A 17,753-nucleotide genomic window follows, 5' to 3' on the forward strand; every position below is an offset into this window, starting at 1 on the left:
GCCCAAAAAAAACGGCGCCCAAGGGCGCCGTTTCTCAAAGCACTTGCTGCAAGACCTCAGCCGCGTGCATCCGCCTGAGCCAGCGCAGTGCGCAGGATTTCCTTCGCCGGGCCACCATGCTTTTCGTGCTCGAGGGCAAAGTGCACAGTCGCCTCGATCAGGCCGATGTGGGCACCACAGTCGAAACGACGGCCCTCGAAACGGAATGCGTCGACCTGCTCTTTCTTCAACAGTTCGGCGATTGCGTCGGTCAACTGGATCTCGCCGCCCGCACCCGCACCGGTGGACTCGAGCAGATCGAAGATCTTCGGGCTGAGCACATAACGGCCGACCACGGCCAGGTTGCTCGGTGCCACTTCCGGCTTGGGCTTTTCCACGATCGCGTTGATGCGGCCCTTGCGGCCGTCGAACGCGTCGGTGGACACGATGCCGTAGCTGGCCGTCTTGTCATGCGGAACATCTTCCACCGCAATGACGCTGCCGCCCGACGCTTCTGCCACGTCGGCCATCTGGGTCAGCGCGGCGTCGCCGCGGTTCCACATCAGATCGTCCGGCAGCAGTACGGCGAACGGCTCGTCGCCGACCACCGCCTTGGCGCACAACACGGCGTGGCCCAGACCCAATGCCTCGGCCTGCGTCACGAAAATGGCGCGAACGCCCTCCGGCAACGCGTGGCGCACCAGCTCCAGCTGCTCGAGCTTGCCTGCACGCTCGAGCTTCTGCTCCAGCTCGTAGGCCTTGTCGAAATAGTCGGCAATCGAGTGCTTGTAGCGGTTGGTGACGAAGATCAGCGTATCGCACCCGGCCTGGATGGCCTCGTCGACGGCGTACTGGATCAATGGTTTGTCGATGATTGGCAGCATTTCCTTCGGCACCGTCTTGGTGGCCGGAAGAAAGCGGGTCCCAAGACCTGCGACGGGGAATACGGCCTTGCGAATACGCTGGCTCATTACAGTCTTCTGACCTCACGTGCGGGGAATGGAACGACCGTATCAGATCGCGCGTCGACTTTCCGTCGAGCAGCCGCAAAATCCGGCATCAGGCTGCCCAACACAGTCTCCATTGCCTTGATGTCATAGCGATTAACCGCCTCACGCAAACGCGTCACCAGCTGCAGTACCTGCTCGTGCGAGAACTCGCGCACGCCGGCCTCCAGGATCTTCGGGTGCGCGGTGGGACGGTAGTCTTCGTCGGAATAGAACAGCGTCTCATGCAGCTTTTCGCCCGGGCGCAAGCCGGTATAGAGAATCGCCACATCCTTGCCCGGCTGCTTGCCGGCCAGACGGATCATCTGTTCGGCAAGCAAACGGATCGGCACCGGCTCGCCCATGTCCAGCGTATAGATCGCGCCATGCGAGGCGGAAGCCGCCGCCTGGATCACCAGCTGGCAGGCTTCGGGGATGGTCATGAAGTAGCGGGTCACATCCGGATGCGTCACCGTAACCGGGCCACCCTGGCGAATCTGCTCGCGGAACAATGGCACGACGCTGCCGGCGGAATCGAGCACGTTGCCGAAGCGCACCGTGATGAAGCGCGTCGGTGCATCACGCGCGTCAAGACTCTGGCAGATCATCTCCGCATAGCGCTTGCTCGCACCGAGCACATTGACCGGTTCGACCGCCTTGTCGGTGGAAATGAAGACAAAGGTTTCGATGCGGGCACGCTGACAGGCGCGCGCGACGTTTTCCGTCGCCAGCACGTTGTTGCGCACCGCCTCGCGCAGTTGTTCTTCGAGCAACGGCACCTGCTTGTAGGCGGCGGCATGGAACACCGCGTCGGGCGCCGCAGTGCTCAAGGCATGCGCCACCACCGCCGGGTCGCCGCAATCGCCAAGCACGCGCACCACCTCAATGTCCGGGAACAGCCGGCGCAGATCCGAGTCGATGGTCAGCAGGGCCAGCTCGTCGATCTCCAGCAACACGATGCGACGGGCACCGTGGCGCGCACATTGCCGACAGACTTCCGAGCCGATGGAACCACCGGCGCCGGTCACCATCACCGTCTTGTTGGTCAGCCAGTCGCGGATCAGGCGCCAGTCGGGCGTGACCGGCTTGCGATTGAGCAGGTCCTCGATCGCCACTTCCTTCAGCTCGCCCGGCAGCGAGCGCCCTTCCAGCACATTGATCAGCTTGGGCACCATACGGAAAGGCAGCCCAGTGCTTTCGCAGATCGCCACCACGCGCTGCATGCCGGAGGCGTCCAGCGACGGGATCGCGATCACCAGCAGCTTGGCAGCGGTTTCCTTGGCGATCGAGGCAGCTTCATCCAAATTGCCCAGCACGTTGAGGCCCTGGATCTTGGCGCCGTGCAGGTTGGCCGCATCGTCCAGAAAGCCGACCGGCACGAAGGTGCCGGTGCGGCGCAGATCGCGCACCAGGCCTTCGGCGGCGCGCCCGGCACCCAGAATCAACACGCGCTGCGCGGCATCGCCGGAATGCGCAATCTGGTAGTCCTTCCAGGCGCGATACAGCAGGCGCGGCGTTCCCAGCAGCGCCGACAGGGCGAAGGGGTACACCACCAGCACCGACAACGGCACCCCATCCAGGCGGTCGTACGACAGCGCCAGCACGATGGCCACCAGCCCGAGAAAGCTCGATTTGAAGATGTTCCAGAGGTCGGGCACCGACGCGAAGCGCCACAGTCCGCGGTACAGCCCCATCTTCCAGAACACCAGTCCCTGCGCCACCAGCACCACGCCGGTGCGCCAGTCCCACAAGGGAAGATCGGGGGCCTCGCGCAGCATCGAATAACGGCCCGCGTGCAGCAGCTGCCAGCACACCCAGACCATCAGTAGGTCGTGTACCACCACTGCCACTTGCGGCAGCGCCTTGGTCAAACGGTCACGCCAGGAAATCATAGGAATCCGTTACTCAGGAATTGCGCAGTCCATCGCGCAGAAAGAACCAGATGGCAGTCACGCCAACGCCCCAGACGAGCGCGGCGACAACCTGCTGCCAGAAAGCATCATGACGAATTAACACAAACAAGCAGACGGCAGTGACGCTGAAAGCGAAGTAAACACCAGTAACCGGAACGTGTGTCGCAAGACGGCGCGCCAGGCGCTGATAGACATGCTGCGCATGTGGCTCCCACCACCGCTGACCGCCGAGCATGCGAGTCAGCAGTGTGAAGCCGGCGTCTACAAGGAAGACGGTCAACGGTAGCCAGCCGATCCACCAGCTGAGTTGCCCGCCCGCCACGCTCAGGGCAAGCAGCGCGGCCAGTACATACCCCAATGCACCGCTACCGCCATCGCCGAGAAAGATCCGCGCGCGCGGGAAGTTGAACGGCAGGAAGCCCAGACACGCCGCTGCCACTGCCAGGCCGGCCAAGGACCACCCATTCGGGACCACGGCAGCGAAGGCCAGCGCGGCCAGTGCCGCCTGACTGGCGGCCAGGCCGTTGATGCCATCCATGAAGTTCCAGACATTGATCAGCACGACCGATGCGGCCGCGCTGAGGATGCCGTCCAGAACGTCGCCGGTGGAATGAAAGACCAGCAGCCCGAGCGATGCGGAGGCGATCAGGTGGATGGCAAAACGTACCCGGGCCGACAACGGGCGATGGTCGTCCCACCAACCCACTCCCGCCACCAGGATCAACCCGACCGCAAACCAGCCGACCACCGTGCGTACGCCAGGCCATGCCACCCCCGCCGCCACGCAGCCCAGCAAAATGGCCACGACGATCGCCATGCCACCGCCGCGCGGCGTGGCCACGACGTGGCTACGCCGCTCGCCGGGATGGTCGAGCAGACGGCGGTGCAGCGCGTAACGCCGCAGCAGCCACGTGCCAACCGCGGCGACCACCAGGTGCAGCGCGCACCAGAGCCAATCGTGCAGCATCAGCGGGGCTCACCACAGTGCGCGCCACGGGCACGTGGCGGCTGCATCAAAACGGTGCCGCTGGCCCTGGCATAGCAGCCGGGCCACATGCTCGCTGTTTCAGTGCGGAGCGAGCCAGACTGCAGGCTGCCATTGATGGTGGAGGGCCGCACGCGCAAGCCCTGAGCCGCGCGGATCACCGCAGGGCCCCGCCCACGCATGGCGCGAACGCCCGCCCACGAGGACTGGGCAAGGCCGGAGGTCGGTTGCCTGGATCGCGCCAACACGCCTTACACCACCGCGTAGTTCAGCAGCGGCTTGACCGTGCCCCATTCCTTGCAGCTCGGGCACTGCCAGTGGTGGGTCTTTGCGCCGAACCCGCAACGCGTGCAGCGGTAGCTGGGATTGCGCACCAGCAACTGGTCGGTGATGTGCTTGAGATCGTTCAAGGTGCCCACCGGATCGCTGCCTTCGGCAAGCGTCAGGTCGATCAAGGCCGATTCGCCACGGACCGAGGGCCGATCCTTGAGCTGGCGGCCGAGATACGCCAGCGCAGGCGCCACGCCATCCTGCGCTTCCATCAACTGCGTCAGAGCCAGCACCGGGGCGATGCCGCGATAGTGCTCGGTCATCTCCGACAGGAAATTACGCGCGCCGGCGATATCGCCGACGCGGCGATACGCGGCCATCAGCGCCGGGATGATCTCCGGCAGGTACTCCGGATCATGCCGGGCCGCGCGCTCGAACGCGCGCACGGCGGCTTCGTCGTGGCCGCGTTCGGCTTCGATGCGCCCTTCCAGAATGCCGGCGCGCACCGACGTACCGTCTGCCTGATAGGCCCGCGCAATCGCCTGCAGGGCCTCATCGGCCTTGCCCAATCCGCGGTAGCGGTCGGCCAGCTCGCACTCGAACTGCGAGATCAGCTTGCCCATCGGCTCGCCAGTGACTTCTTCATAGCGGGTGGCGTTGTCAATCGCCTTTTCCCAGTCACGCTCGGCCTGGTAGATGCCGATCAGATGACGCAGCGCCTGCGGAGCACGCTGATCGAGCTGCGCCAGCTCGGTGAAGACCGTTTCGGCGCGATCCAGCAGACCGGACTTCATGTAGTCCTCGCCCAACGCAAGCAAGGCCTGCACCCGCTGCTGGTCGGTCAGGTCGGCGCGCTGCACCAGCCCCTGGTGCAGGCGGATGGCGCGATCCACCTCGCCACGACGGCGGAACAGGTGGCCCAGTGCCACCTGCGTCTCGAAGGTTTCCTTGTCCAATTCGGCGATGTGCAGAAACAGCTCGATCGCCTTGTCCGGCTGCTCGTTGAGCAGATAGTTCAGACCGCGGAAATACGTGCTGGACAGACGACTGACCTGGGTATCGCCGTGGCGCTGACCACCGCGTCGACCGACGATCCAGCCGCTCAATGCCGCCAGCGGTAGAAACAGGAAAAACCAGAACCACTCGGTCAGGAAGTCCATACGTGCTTAGAGTCCATCGAGGGGGCGCGGCTCGACGGCGGCGGGCGTGATCGGCCCGGCGTCGGCGCGGCTGACCGCAACAGCCTTGTTGGCCTGGCGCAGCTTGGAATAGAGGGGAATGACCACACTGACCAGCACCATGCCGGCACCGATCAACACACCCACCAGCAGCGCGGCAATGATCGCGACTCCGGAGGTGGTATGCACACTGGAGAAAAGGAAATCGAGAGTGATGTCCTGCGAATTGACGGCACCGATGACCAGACCGACCAACAGGAAAGCCAACATCACCAACAAGCGAAACACCTTCATCGCGAGACTCCGTCGGGAAGGGGCTTAGCTTAACCGAGCCGACATAAACGCAGCGGAAGAGCCGTCGTCAGTCCGCCGCATCGGCCAGATCGACCGGGACCACGGAGCTGACGCGCTCACGCAATTCCTTGCCTGGCTTGAAGTGGGGAACATGCTTGCCCGGCAACGCAACCGATTCACCGGTCTTGGGATTGCGTCCCAGACGAGGCGGACGGTAATGCAGCGAAAAACTGCCGAAGCCACGAATTTCGATCCGATCGCCATCGGACAGCGCCTGCCCCATCATCTCCAGAAGCGATTTCACTGCCAGATCCACGTCGTCCGACTTCAGATGCGCTTGGCGTCGCGCCAGGATTTCAATCAATTCGGACTTGGTCATGGGAAGACTTGCTTTTTTCGACTGACACATCGGAATCGGCCCGGGCAAGCCCGGGCCGATCCATCACGCTCGCGAGAGCGCTACGCGCTTACTCGGACTTGTTGCTGTTCAACTGTGCACGCAGCAGCGCGCCCAGCTGCGTCATGCCGCCCGACGCGGCGGAGGACTGATATTCCTCCAGCGTCTCGCGCATTTCGGCATCGTCCTTGGCCTTGATCGACAGCTGCAGGGTGCGGCCCTTGCGGTCCATGCCCACGAACTTGGCTTCGATCTTGTCGCCGACCTTCAGGTGCTGGGTCGCATCGTCGACGCGCTCGTTGGCGATGTCGCGTGCAGCGACGTAGCCTTCGATGCCATCGGCCAGGTCGATCGTGGCGCCCTTGGCATCCACTTCACGTACCACGCCTTCGACCTTCGAACCCTTCGGGTTGGACGCCATGTACTGACCGAACGGGTCCTGCTCCAGCTGCTTGACGCCCAGGCTGATGCGCTCGCGTTCCGGGTCAACTGCCAGCACGACGGCTTCCAGCGTGTCGCCCTTCTTGTAGTTGCGCACGACATCTTCGCCGGTGGTGTTCCAGCTGATGTCGGACAGGTGCACCAGGCCGTCGATGCCGCCGTCCAGACCGATGAAGATGCCGAAGTCGGTGATCGACTTGATCTGACCGGACACCTTGTCGTTCTTCTTGTGGGTGGCAGCGAAGGTTTCCCACGGATTGGCGGCAACCTGCTTCATGCCCAGCGAGATGCGGCGACGCTCCTCGTCGACATCCAGCACCATCACTTCGACTTCGTCACCAACCTGCACAACCTTGGACGGGTTGACGTTCTTGTTGGTCCAATCCATCTCGGAGACGTGCACCAGACCTTCGACGCCCGGCTCGATCTCGACGAATGCGCCGTAATCGGTGACGTTGGAGACCTTGCCGAACACGCGGCTGTTGGCCGGGTAACGACGTGCGATGTTGTCCCACGGATCTTCGCCCAGCTGCTTCAGGCCGAGGCTGACGCGGTTACGCTCGCGATCGAACTTCAGCACGCGCACGTCCAGCTCGTCGCCGACATTGACGACTTCGGACGGATGGCGCACGCGCTTCCAGGCCATGTCGGTGATGTGCAGCAGGCCGTCGATACCGCCCAGGTCCACGAATGCGCCGTAATCGGTCAGGTTCTTGACGACACCCTTCAGGATCGCGCCTTCCTGCAACTTGTCCATCAGCTGCTCGCGCTCTTCCGAGTGCTCGCTCTCGACCACTGCACGACGCGAGACCACCACGTTGTTGCGCTTGCGGTCCAGCTTGATCAGCTTGAACTCGAGTTCCTTGCCTTCCAGATAGGCCGGGTCGCGCACCGGGCGCACATCCACCAGCGAACCGGGCAGGAACGCGCGGACATCCTTGATGTCCACGGTGAAACCACCCTTGACCTTGCCGCTGATGCGGCCGGTGATGGTTTCGTTCTTTTCCAACGCTTCTTCCAGCTCGTCCCACACCATCGCGCGCTTGGCTTTCTCGCGCGACAACACGGTTTCGCCGAAGCCGTTTTCGATGGAGTCCAGCGCAACCTTGACCTGGTCGCCCACGCCCACATCGATCTCGCCAGCGTCGTTACGGAACTGCTCGATCGGCACGATGCCTTCGGACTTCAGGCCAGCGTTGATCACCACCACGTCGCCGCGCACTTCCACGACGGTACCGGTGACGATCGAGCCCGGCTTCAGCTTCGCCAGATTGGCTTGACTGGCTTCGAACAGTTCAGCAAAAGATTCTGTCATTTGGATTTACTCAGTTGAACACACGGGCGCCGGTCGTCGGGTTGCGACAGAGACGGACCGCCCAGCCTGTTGGTCGACCCCAACAACGAGTCGGTTTGGAAGTAGTAGAACCGCCACGCAGGATGCGCGACGGAGCCTTGGAACGCCTTACGGTCGGCGGGACAGGCCCGCTTGCGGAACGCTTACGACGGCGTGCGGGCAGCGATCACCGCAACCACACGCTGGACGACATCCTCGATCCCGATTCCGCTGGTATCGATCAGCACGGCGTCTTCGGCCGGCCGCAATGGCGCCACCACCCGCTGCGCATCTCTGGCATCTCGAGCCATGATCTCGCGCAGCAGGTCGTCAAAGATAACCGAAACACCCTTTTCCATCAACTGTTTATGGCGACGGCCCGCACGTTCTTCGGCACTGGCGGTCAGGAAGACCTTGAAGGCGGCGTCCGGGAAGATCACCGTGCCCATGTCGCGCCCGTCGGCGACCAGCCCGGGCGCCCGCCTGAATGCGCGCTGGCGCTCCTTGAGCGCGCTACGCACCTCCGGGATCGCGGCGATCGCCGAGGCCAGCGCCCCGGTAGTTTCCAGGCGCAATTCGCCGGTAGCGTCCACCCCGTTGACCAGTACCCGCAAGCCCGCCTCACCCGCGTCGTGAAACTCCACCTTCGTGTCAAAGGTGCAGCGCACCAGGGCGGCCGGGTCGGAGACATCCAGATCGGCCCAGCTCGCCGCCACCCCTACCGCACGATAGAGTGCACCCGAATCGAGATAGTGCCAGCCCAGCCGGGCGGCAACGATCCGGCTGACCGTGCCCTTGCCGGCGCCGGAGGGACCATCGATGGTGAGGACGGGTGAAAGGTCGGTCATTCAGGCTTCCGGGAGCGGCATCAGACGGTAGTGTAGCGCCGCGCGCCACGATTGCGCTGCAACCACTTGAAAGCACGACGAAAAGCCGGTTAGAATTGCCGGCTTAATTGCGAGTGCACCCTTCGAACGCGGGCACTCTTCCATCGAACCCAACCGTTTACACCGAGGTGTGCCATGAAAGTCCTGTCCTCCCTGAAGTCTGCGAAGACCCGTCACCGCGACTGCAAGGTGGTCCGCCGCCGCGGCAAGGTCTTCGTGATCTGCAAGTCGAACCCGCGTTTCAAGGCGCGTCAGCGCTAAGCCTTTACGGCGCGTGCAAGACCCGAGAAAGCCGCCTCCGGGCGGTTTTTTCTTGGCCGCTGCTTCACGTCGGCTGGTGCTACATGCAGCCGCTGCGGGCCTCGGCCAGTCAAGCCATCGCCGACGTTGAATGGGCGCGCGGCCTGCCCCGTTGCGCTGCCGCTCGGACCAACCCCGCCTCGCAGCAACGGCCGTCCTGGTTTTTTGCTGTAATCACCATCTGAAATCTTGTCCACTGGGGAGTAGATGACATGCGCAACCGTTTGTTTGTGATGCCGCCGATCGTGCTGACAATCGCGCTGATGGGGATCAGTGCCGTCGCGTCGGCCGATACGCTGCTGGTCGATCGTGCACAGCAGAAGCCTGCCGCTGCCCTGCCCTTGCGTGGTGACAGCATGAGCCAGGTCGAAGGCCGCTACGGCGCGCCAACGGAAAAGCTCGACCCGCGCGGCGGGCAGAAGCGCCAGTGGCCGACCATCCATCGCTGGGTGTATCCGGCGTTCACCGTGTACTTCGAAAAGAGCAAGGTGATCGACGTGGTGGCCAACAAGGCCGATGCCGACGAGATCGGGCCGAAGCCGCCGATCCGTTGACGACGACGCAGCCGCAGTTGCTGGCGCCTGCGCGCCGCACCTGCGGCCATCACGGTATGCGGCGTGACGTGCATTGCGCCCGTCAGCAGCCGGACATGCGCTGCTGCGAATCTGTATCAAGCCCGGGCGTCCATGCACGCCTGGGCTGCAAGAGCCCGCACTTACCTGCGGGAGACCGATGAACGTGCGGGCGGCTGCCCGCACACCAAGAAGAGTAATTGCCAGGCATGACCGACCGTCTTCGTTTTCCCGCCGAGTGGGAACCTCAATCCGCCGTGCTGCTCGCGTGGCCGCATGCCGGTACCGATTGGGCCGAGCGCCTGGCCGATGTGGAAGAGACCTACATCGCGCTGGTGACGGCGATTTCCCGATTCGAGCCGGTGGTCATCTGCGTGGCCGATGACGATCTGCAGATCTACGCCGAAGCACGGCTGCGTTCGGCGCGGGTGGACATGGCACGCGTGCGTTTCGTGGTCGCTGCCTACAACGACACCTGGCTGCGCGATTCGGGGCCGATCACGCTGCGCCAGGATGGCGGCTTCCGGCTGATGGATTTCCGCTTCACCGGCTGGGGCGGCAAATTCGAGGCCAGCCTGGACGATCAATTGGTGAGCTCGCTGGAGGCCGCGCAGGTGTTTGTGCCGGCGCCGGTGCAGACGGTGGACTTTGCCCTGGAGGGCGGCGCGATCGAAACCGACGGCGCCGGCACCCTGCTGACGACCTGGAAGTGCCTGCACGAACGCCACCCGCAGCGCACCCGCGAATCGCTGAGCAGCGATCTGGCCACATGGCTGGCGCAGGACCGCGTGCTATGGCTGGATCACGGTTACCTGGAAGGCGACGATACCGACGCGCATATCGATACGCTGGCGCGCTTTGCCGGCCCGGATGCGATCGTCTACCAGGGCTGCGATGTGCCGGGCGATTCGCATTACGCCGAACTGCAGGCGATGGGCAATGAACTGGCGGCCCTGCGCAAGGCCGACGGCCAGCCCTATCGGCTGTTCGTGCTGCCCTGGGCCGAGCCGATCCTGCACCAGGGCCGGCGGCTTGCGGCGTCGTACGCCAACTTCCTGATCGTCAACGGCGCGGTGCTGATGCCGGCCTACGGCGATCCGGCCGATACGGTGGCGCAGGCGGTGCTGGCGCAGGCGTTCCCGCAGCACGAGATCGTGGCAGTGCCGTGCCGCGCGCTGATCTGGCAGAACGGCAGCCTGCATTGCCTGACCATGCAGGTGCCGGCCGGCCTGCTCGCCGCCTGACCGTTGTCGACCCGACGGCTGCTCCAGGCAGCGCGTCGTTTCTTGTTCCGGCCGGCAGGCCGGTGTTATGCCATGGCGCGCTACCGTAGTGCGCTACCTTGCAGGATGAGATGCCATGTCCCGTCACCCTCTTTCCGTCGCGCTGATCCAGGAGCGCAACCACGGCGACGCCGAGGCCAATCTGGCCGTCATCGAGTCGCGCGTGGCCGAAGCCGCCGCGCAGGGCGCCAAGCTGGTGCTGCTGCAGGAGCTGCATAACGGTGCGTATTTCTGCCAGCACGAGTCGGTGGACGAATTCGACCTGGCCGAGCCGATTCCCGGCCCCAGCACCGACCGTCTGGGAGCGCTGGCCAAGCAGCACGGCGTGGTGCTCGTGGCCTCGTTGTTCGAGCGCCGCGCCGCCGGTCTGTATCACAACACCGCGGTGGTGTTCGAAACCGACGGCCGCCTGCTCGGCAAGTACCGCAAGATGCACATCCCCGACGACCCGGGCTTCTACGAGAAGTTCTACTTCACTCCAGGCGATCTGGGGTTTACGCCGATCGACACCTCGGTCGGCCGCCTGGGCGTGCTGGTGTGCTGGGACCAGTGGTATCCGGAAGCGGCGCGGTTAATGGCGCTGGCCGGTGCGGAACTGCTGCTCTACCCCACTGCGATCGGCTGGGACCCGGACGACCAGCAAGCCGAGCAGGAGCGCCAGCGCGATGCGTGGATCCTGAGCCATCGCGGCCATGCGGTGGCCAACGGGGTGCCGGTGCTGTCGTGCAACCGCGTCGGGCATGAGCCCTCGCCGCTGGGTGCCTCGGGCATCCAGTTCTGGGGCAACAGCCATGTGCTGGGGCCGCAGGGCGAATTCATTGCCGAAGCCGGCCAGGACCCGACCGTGCTGATCTGCGATGTCGATCTGCAGCGCAGCGAACATGTGCGGCGTATCTGGCCGTTCCTGCGTGATCGCCGCATCGATGCGTACGGCGACCTGCTCAAGCGCTACATCGACTGACCGCATGCCCGTCGAGCTGCGTGCAGTCCGCGATGCGGACATCCCGGCGATCACAGCGATCTATGCGGAGCAGATCGCCGGGTTCAACACCTACGAATACAGCGCGCCCTCCAGCGAAGAGATGCGGGCCCGCGTGCAGGCGATCGTGGACGCGGGCTACCCGTACCTGGTCGCCGAGTACGACGGGACCGTGGTCGGTTATGCCTATGTCAGCGCGTTTCGTGCGCGCACCGGGTATCGCTTCACGGTCGAGAACTCGATCTATCTCGCTGCCGACATGCAGGGCCGCGGCATCGGCAAGGCCTTGCTGGGCGAGCTGATCTCGATCTGCGAACAGCGCGGCTACCGGCAGATGATTGCGGTGATCGGCGATGCCGCCAACCAGGCATCGCGACGGCTGCATGAACGTTTTGGATTTCGCACGGTCGGAGTGTTCACCGGTATCGGCCGCAAGCAGGGCCGCTGGTTGGACGGCGTGCAGATGCAGCGCCCGCTCGGCTCCGGTGACACCGCCCCTCCTTCTGATGAATACCCCAATGACTGAGCAGACCACCCCCGTTCTGGACGATGCGCTGTCCGGCCAGCCGCACCGCATCGTCGAACGCGATGGCGTGCGTTACACCTTGCTGGGCACCGCGCACGTGTCGCTGGCCAGCGTGGCGGCGGTGCAACGTGCGATCGGCAGCGGCCGCTACGATGCGGTGGCCGTGGAGCTGGATGCGCAGCGGTTGCAGGCGCTCAGCGACCCGGATGCTCTTGCCCGACTGGATCTGGTGCAGGTGATCCGCAAGGGCCGCGTGGCCCTGTTCGCCGCGAACCTGGCGCTGGCCGCCTACCAGCGCCGCCTGGCCAAGCAGCTCGGCATCGAGCCGGGTGCCGAATTGAAAGAGGCGGTCAACCTGGCGCGAGCGCAGGGGCTGCCGGTGCATCTGATCGATCGCGAAGTCGGGCTGACCTTCAAGCGTGCATCCGGGCGGCTGGGCTTCTTCGGCAAGATGAAGTTGGCTGGCGGCCTGCTTGGCGGGCTGTTCGCCGCTGACGAAGTCGGCGAAGAGGAAATCGAGAAGCTCAAGCAGGGCGACATGCTGGAGGCGAGCTTCGGCGACTTTGCCAGCGAAAGTCCGGAGCTGTACGAGACGGTGATTGCCGAGCGCGATCGCTACATGGCCACGCGTCTGCGCGAAGAAGCCGGTGCCGGGCAGCACGAGGTGCTGGCAGTGGTCGGTGCAGGCCATCTGGCGGGCCTTGCGCGGCATCTGGAGCAGGACACCGATGCACCTGGTCCGCTGCGCGAGTCGCTGGAGTACGTACAGCAGCGCAAGCGCATCCCCTGGATTACGCTGGGCATCCTGGCGGTGATCATCGCCGGCATCGGGATCGGCTTCTGGCGCGGTGGCCTGAGCATGGGCGCCGACCTGCTGCTGCAGTGGGCGATGTATACCGGCGGCCTGGCGGCATTGGGCTGCCTGCTGGCGGGCAGCCATCCGTTGAGCATTCTCACTGCCGCGGTGGTGGCACCGTTCAAGCCGTTCCGTCTGAGCGTGCCGACCGGTGCGTTCGCGGCACTGGTCGAAGTGCATATGCGCAAGCCGGCCTACGGCGATTTCTTGTCCTTGCGCGATGATGCGCAGACGCTGCGCGGCTGGTATCGCAATCGCGTTTCGCGCGTGGTGTTGACGTTCCTGCTGACCAATTTCGGCAGCATGGCCGGGGTGTGGCTGGCGGGTGTGCAGATCTTCAATCGGCTGCATGGATGAGCGTGAGGGCGCTGCCGTGCGCTGTCTCGTAGGAGCACACCCGGGCGCGACGGGGCGTTATCGGTAACGCTCCGTCGCGCCCGGGTGCGCTCCTACGGCATTCGGTCGCTCGGTGCGGGCTGCGCCTGTGGCGCGAGCTGCAGGCGCACCCACACGCCGTAGTGATCCGATGCCCAGCGACCTTCGGCGTAGGGCGTGTCGAACAGGATGCGGGCTTCGCGGGCGAGCAGGCGGTTCTGCTGGAAGAACACGTGATCGATGCGCGCCGGCTTGTCGAAGATGTGCATGTTCAAGGTGCTGACCGTGACATCGCTAGTGCGATGCACGCTGCCGTAGCTGTCGCCATAGCCCTTGCGTAGTGCTTGCAGATCCAGTGCATCGGCGGCGGTATTGAAGTCGCCGGCAATCACCACCGGCGCCTGCGCACTGGTGGAGGAAATGAACTCCAGCAGATCGCCGACCTGGCGCGTGCGCGTAGCGGTGCCGCGCGCATCGGCACGTTCGTTGAGATGGGTGACATAGACGTTGACCGGCTGGCCGTCGACATCGATCTGCAGATGCGCGGCAACCCGATAGTCGTCCAGCGGCTGCAGCAGGCGCTCGTGGCGCGCCAGCACCTTGCGCCGGCTCAGCAGCGCATTGCCGTAGCGCTTGGGCGCACCGACAGGATCGACCGAGACGAAGATGACCGCGTACCCAAGCTTCCGCGCCAGCCAGACGGCCTGGTTTTCCACGCTGCCGCGCCGCTCGATGACCTCCTGCAGTGCGATCACGTCCGGCGCCAGCTGCCTGAGTTCCTTGGCGATATGCGCGCGACGGCCTGGCCAGTCCTCGCGGTCGTGATGCAGGTTGAGCGTGACCAGGGTCATCTCGCGCGCCTGCGCGGTGGAGGCAGTTGCCGGCCCTGATCCGGCAACCACCGCGGCCGCGCCACGCGGCTTCGCTTGATCGGTCTCGAGCCGCACTTCCGCCGGCCCTGCCTGGGCAGCCGCAGAGCACGCCCCCAACAAAGCCGCCGAGGCCAGCATCAGGCCGCGGTGGCGCCACTGCCCTGCCCGTCGCGGACAAGGCACGAGCATCATTGCGCGGCCTTCTCGGCCCGCCGCACCGCGCTGGGCACATCGATCTGCACCGTGGCCGGCAGCTGCTGGATGCGCAGCTCGCCATTCTGCCAGTCGACCGATTCGCCGTTGACGCTGGCCTTGCCCGGTTCGCCCTGGTACGGCCACGCAAACACCACACCGCCCGGCGGCATCAGCAAGCCGGGTTGCAGCTGCAATTGCAGCTGTTTTTCGCTGCGCTGCAAGCTGTAGTTGAGGCGGCCGTAAGGTGTACGCAATTCGGCGATGCCGATGCCCTTGCCCTCGAACCAGCGCGTCGGCGTGCCGGCGGCAATCACGAGGCTCTGGTCGGATTCGCGGGTGTAGGCAAACATGTCCAGCACCGAGCGGACGAAGTCCGAGGCCACCCAGGCATGCGGCAGGTCGCCGACGAAGAACGGCGTGCGCGGGGTGCGCGAAACCACTTCGGCCCACTGGTTCCAGGGCTGCGGCGCGCGGTCCTTGAAGAAGAACGCGGTGGCATCCCAGGCACGCTCGCGCCAGCCCAGCCTTACGAATGCGGCCACGTTGCGCCACTCGTACGGCGTGTAGTCCTTCCATTCGCGCTTGCTGTCGCGGCGGTCGGAGAACTCCTTCCAGTAGCGCTCGAAGGTGTTGTTCAACAATTCCTGCGGCAGGCGCTGCTGTTCGCCACCCGGAGTGAGCGCGATGGTGGTGGAGGTGGCGTCGAAATCACCGAGTTCGGCTGAGCCGGGCAGAAAATCGAGGTTGTGCTGGCGCACCGCTGCACCGAGCGAGGCGATCAGGTCGCCACTGAATTCATCGCGTGCGGCGCCAAACCGGGCGGCGTCATCCGGCTTGTCGAGCGCGCCGGCCAGCATGGCGGCGTCCTTGTAACCGCGCAGCGCCCAGAAGTTGTCCCAGTACGAATGTACCGGCTTGGCCGAATAGCCTTCGTGGCTGATCGACACCGGCATCATTCCGTAGAACGCCGGGTTGCGCATGAAGTTGTCTTCGGTGCGTTCGCTGGCGCGCAGTTTTTCCATGTAGTCGTAGGCGCCGGTGACGTGCGGCCACATCTTTTCCAGGAACGCCTTGTCGCCGGTGTAGCGGTAGTACTCGGCGATGTTGTAGATCAGCTCGCCATGGCTATCGTTTTCCGGCACCGGGTCGCTGCCGCGGTCGTCCACGCAGCACGGCACCATGCCGTCGGCGAACTGGAACGGCGCAAACCAGTCGACATAGTCGCGCACCACGTCTTCGCGGCCCAGCCGCAGCAGCCCTTCGGAAATCATCGCGCCGTCGCGGATCCAGCTGCGCGAGTACGAGCGCGTGCCCGGCTGCAGACGCGGGCCGATGCGCGAGATCAACATGTGCGCCAGTGCGGTACGCAGCGTATCGACCACCGGCTTGCCTTCGGCCGGCACGCTGATGCGCACGCGATCGAGCTTGCCGCGCCATTGCTGCGCCACCTGTTGTTGCGCAGTGTCGGCATCGAAGCCGGCCGGCAGCTGCGCTGCGCCGGTCTGCGGGATCACCAGCGCCACTTCACGCCGTTGGCCCGGTTCCAGCTTCCAGCGGTACAACAACACGCCCGAGGCCAGGCCGGTTTCGTCCTTGACCTGGGTGATGGTCGGCGGCGTGGCCGCGGTGAGGTGGCTGACATCCATGCCGCTGTCGAAGGCGCTGGCAAAACCGGCATCCGGCCGCTGCACGGCGAATACGCGCGGCTTGCCATTGACGCTGACCTGACCACCGTCCACCGCCAGTTGGTCGATGCGGCTGACGCCGCCCAGGGTGTTGAGGAACTGCGCCGGCGGGTTGACCTGGAACGGGCGCACCGCGAGCGCCAGGGTGAACTCGCGCGCGTCCTTGCCGGTGTTGTGCAGTTGGTAACGCGCGACCAGTTGCGCCTGATCGGGAGTGCCCTGCACGAAGGCAGTGACGCGTAGATTCATCAGATCGTGGTGCCAATCGACACTGGGAATCGGCAGGTAATCGTCCTGCAGGCTCTGCTCGCTACTGACGTCGGACCAGTGCAGCACCTTGCCGCCGGTGACCACGAACGGTTCGATACTGAAACCGCCCTTGCCCACTTCCACCGCACCGTCTTCGCCGATCAGGCCCTGTTCGGTACCGCCGTCCAGACCGATGATGGTCCAGTACGGCTGCTCGCCGGAGAATCCACGCGGGTAACTACCGCGCGGTAGCTGCGCGGCCAGCGACTTGATGAAGTCATTGGGCGTTGCGGCGAATGCCAGCGGCTGCAGCTGCACTTCCTTGATGCCGTAGCGCCAGTTGGGGCCGTCCTTGAGGTCGAAGCGCAGGTAGCGCGCCTCGGTATCGGGCAGCGCCAGCCAGTCGGTGCCACCCGCACCGGCGGTGACGGTGCGCAGGTCGCGCCAGCTGCGCCCATCGGCGGAGGCACGCACCACGTATTGCGAAGCCTGCAGGCCGGGCACCCACTGCACCACCGCGCCGCCGAATTCGCGCACCTTGCCCAGGTCCAGCGTGACCGTCTGCTGCTTGACCGCGCCGGAGAGCCAGAAGGTATCCGGCTTGCCGTCGGCCAGGCGCTGTTCCAGCGCGGGCGCGGTGTCGGTGATGGCCTCGGCCTTGAGCGGCGAGGTGTCTTCCGGCGGCAACGGGGTGAGGGTCAGCCGATCGAAGCACACCGTGCCCTTGCCGCCCACCTTGTTGTAGATGGTGAATTCCACATCCGCGCTGCTGCGCAGTTGCTTGTCCACACCCGGGCCCCAGGCTTTTTCGATGTTGCGCTTGCGGTAGTTGAACGTGGTCCAGTTTTTCGGGAACGTGAAGCCCGGCCGGTTGACCCACCATACGTTGTCGCCGCTGGCATCGATCAGCTTGACCTGCAGATCGTTGGACGGCGAGTCGCCGCGCAGCGAGAACCCGAGGCGGTAGTTCTCTGGATAGTCGATCGGCAGGTTGCGACGGATGCCGACATAACCGGACACGCCATTGAAGTTGTAGTCCAGGCACAACGCATGCCCGCCGGATGTCGTGGCCACCGGCCGCAGCGAACCGCTGACCTGGTTGGAAACCACCAGGCGCCACGCGCCGATGTCGTTGAAACCGTCGAGCACGCGCTCCTGCGCCTGCGCCACGCCCGCACCACTGGCAACGGCGGCCATG

16 protein-coding genes are annotated in these 17,753 nt (G+C 64.9%); 6 read left to right on the top strand and 10 right to left on the bottom strand.

The window, feature by feature from the left end:
- Positions 1-56: 56 nt before the first annotated feature.
- The 8 genes from galU to cmk all read right to left on the bottom strand — a co-directional run bounded on the left by galU (position 57) and on the right by cmk (position 8,624).
- Complete coding sequence (gene galU, locus ACCQ12_RS10785) at positions 57-950, bottom strand: UTP--glucose-1-phosphate uridylyltransferase GalU (RefSeq protein ID WP_047694937.1); 894 nt, start codon at positions 948-950, stop codon at positions 57-59.
- Positions 950-2,857: a polysaccharide biosynthesis protein gene (locus ACCQ12_RS10790; protein ID WP_039564076.1), complete on the bottom strand. Its 1,908-nt coding sequence runs from the start codon at positions 2,855-2,857 to the stop codon at positions 950-952. Before ACCQ12_RS10790 ends, galU begins: the two co-directional genes overlap by 1 nt.
- 13 nt (positions 2,858-2,870) lie before the next feature.
- Positions 2,871-3,845, bottom strand: coding sequence for an MraY family glycosyltransferase (locus ACCQ12_RS10795; RefSeq protein WP_372381694.1), 975 nt, complete (start codon positions 3,843-3,845; stop codon positions 2,871-2,873).
- Between the two features lie 269 nt (positions 3,846-4,114).
- Positions 4,115-5,293, bottom strand: a complete 1,179-nt coding sequence (gene lapB / locus ACCQ12_RS10800; protein WP_039409755.1) for a lipopolysaccharide assembly protein LapB — start codon at positions 5,291-5,293, stop codon at positions 4,115-4,117.
- Between the two features lie 6 nt (positions 5,294-5,299).
- The gene (locus ACCQ12_RS10805; RefSeq protein ID WP_039409757.1) at positions 5,300-5,605 is read right to left on the bottom strand and encodes a lipopolysaccharide assembly protein LapA domain-containing protein; all 306 of its coding nucleotides are present in this window, start codon (positions 5,603-5,605) and stop codon (positions 5,300-5,302) included.
- Positions 5,606-5,672: 67 nt separating this feature from the next.
- On the bottom strand, positions 5,673-5,984 hold the full coding sequence (locus ACCQ12_RS10810) for an integration host factor subunit beta (RefSeq protein WP_002805779.1): 312 nt from the start codon (positions 5,982-5,984) through the stop codon (positions 5,673-5,675).
- 88 nt (positions 5,985-6,072) lie between these two features.
- On the bottom strand, positions 6,073-7,758 hold the full coding sequence (rpsA, locus tag ACCQ12_RS10815; protein WP_016903550.1) for a 30S ribosomal protein S1: 1,686 nt from the start codon (positions 7,756-7,758) through the stop codon (positions 6,073-6,075).
- Between the two features lie 182 nt (positions 7,759-7,940).
- Positions 7,941-8,624 carry a (d)CMP kinase gene (gene cmk, locus ACCQ12_RS10820; RefSeq protein ID WP_372381695.1) on the bottom strand — a complete coding sequence of 228 codons (684 nt, stop codon included), beginning with the start codon at positions 8,622-8,624 and terminating at the stop codon, positions 7,941-7,943.
- 174 nt (positions 8,625-8,798) lie between these two features.
- Between cmk and ykgO the strand changes: the two genes are divergently transcribed.
- From ykgO to ACCQ12_RS10850, 6 genes are all read left to right on the top strand, one after another.
- Positions 8,799-8,924 (top strand): type B 50S ribosomal protein L36, encoded by a 126-nt coding sequence (ykgO, locus tag ACCQ12_RS10825; protein WP_005913193.1) that lies wholly within the window; start codon positions 8,799-8,801, stop codon positions 8,922-8,924.
- Positions 8,925-9,175: 251 nt separating this feature from the next.
- Positions 9,176-9,517, top strand: a complete 342-nt coding sequence (locus ACCQ12_RS10830; RefSeq protein ID WP_349777324.1) for a hypothetical protein — start codon at positions 9,176-9,178, stop codon at positions 9,515-9,517.
- Positions 9,518-9,744: 227 nt separating this feature from the next.
- A complete protein-coding gene (locus tag ACCQ12_RS10835; RefSeq protein ID WP_372381696.1) occupies positions 9,745-10,779 on the top strand; it encodes an agmatine deiminase family protein in 1,035 nt (344 codons plus the stop codon).
- 115 nt (positions 10,780-10,894) lie between these two features.
- Positions 10,895-11,779, top strand: a complete 885-nt coding sequence (locus tag ACCQ12_RS10840; protein ID WP_166748695.1) for a carbon-nitrogen hydrolase — start codon at positions 10,895-10,897, stop codon at positions 11,777-11,779.
- A gap of 4 nt (positions 11,780-11,783) precedes the next feature.
- Positions 11,784-12,323 (top strand): GNAT family N-acetyltransferase, encoded by a 540-nt coding sequence (locus ACCQ12_RS10845; RefSeq protein ID WP_047694941.1) that lies wholly within the window; start codon positions 11,784-11,786, stop codon positions 12,321-12,323.
- Positions 12,304-13,536, top strand: a complete 1,233-nt coding sequence (locus ACCQ12_RS10850) for a TraB/GumN family protein (RefSeq protein ID WP_068838546.1) — start codon at positions 12,304-12,306, stop codon at positions 13,534-13,536. The genes ACCQ12_RS10845 and ACCQ12_RS10850 overlap by 20 nt, the downstream gene beginning before the upstream one ends.
- 92 nt (positions 13,537-13,628) lie before the next feature.
- Here ACCQ12_RS10850 and ACCQ12_RS10855 read toward each other — a convergent pair whose 3' ends face one another.
- Positions 13,629-14,564, bottom strand: a complete 936-nt coding sequence (locus ACCQ12_RS10855; protein WP_372383599.1) for an endonuclease/exonuclease/phosphatase family protein — start codon at positions 14,562-14,564, stop codon at positions 13,629-13,631.
- 50 nt (positions 14,565-14,614) lie between these two features.
- The gene (locus ACCQ12_RS10860) at positions 14,615-17,752 is read right to left on the bottom strand and encodes a discoidin domain-containing protein (RefSeq protein ID WP_372383600.1); all 3,138 of its coding nucleotides are present in this window, start codon (positions 17,750-17,752) and stop codon (positions 14,615-14,617) included.
- Position 17,753 lies beyond the last annotated feature (1 nt).

Origin of the sequence: Xanthomonas sp. NCPPB 1068, assembly GCF_041479385.2 — a bacterium.
Classification (GTDB): domain Bacteria; phylum Pseudomonadota; class Gammaproteobacteria; order Xanthomonadales; family Xanthomonadaceae; genus Xanthomonas; species Xanthomonas cannabis.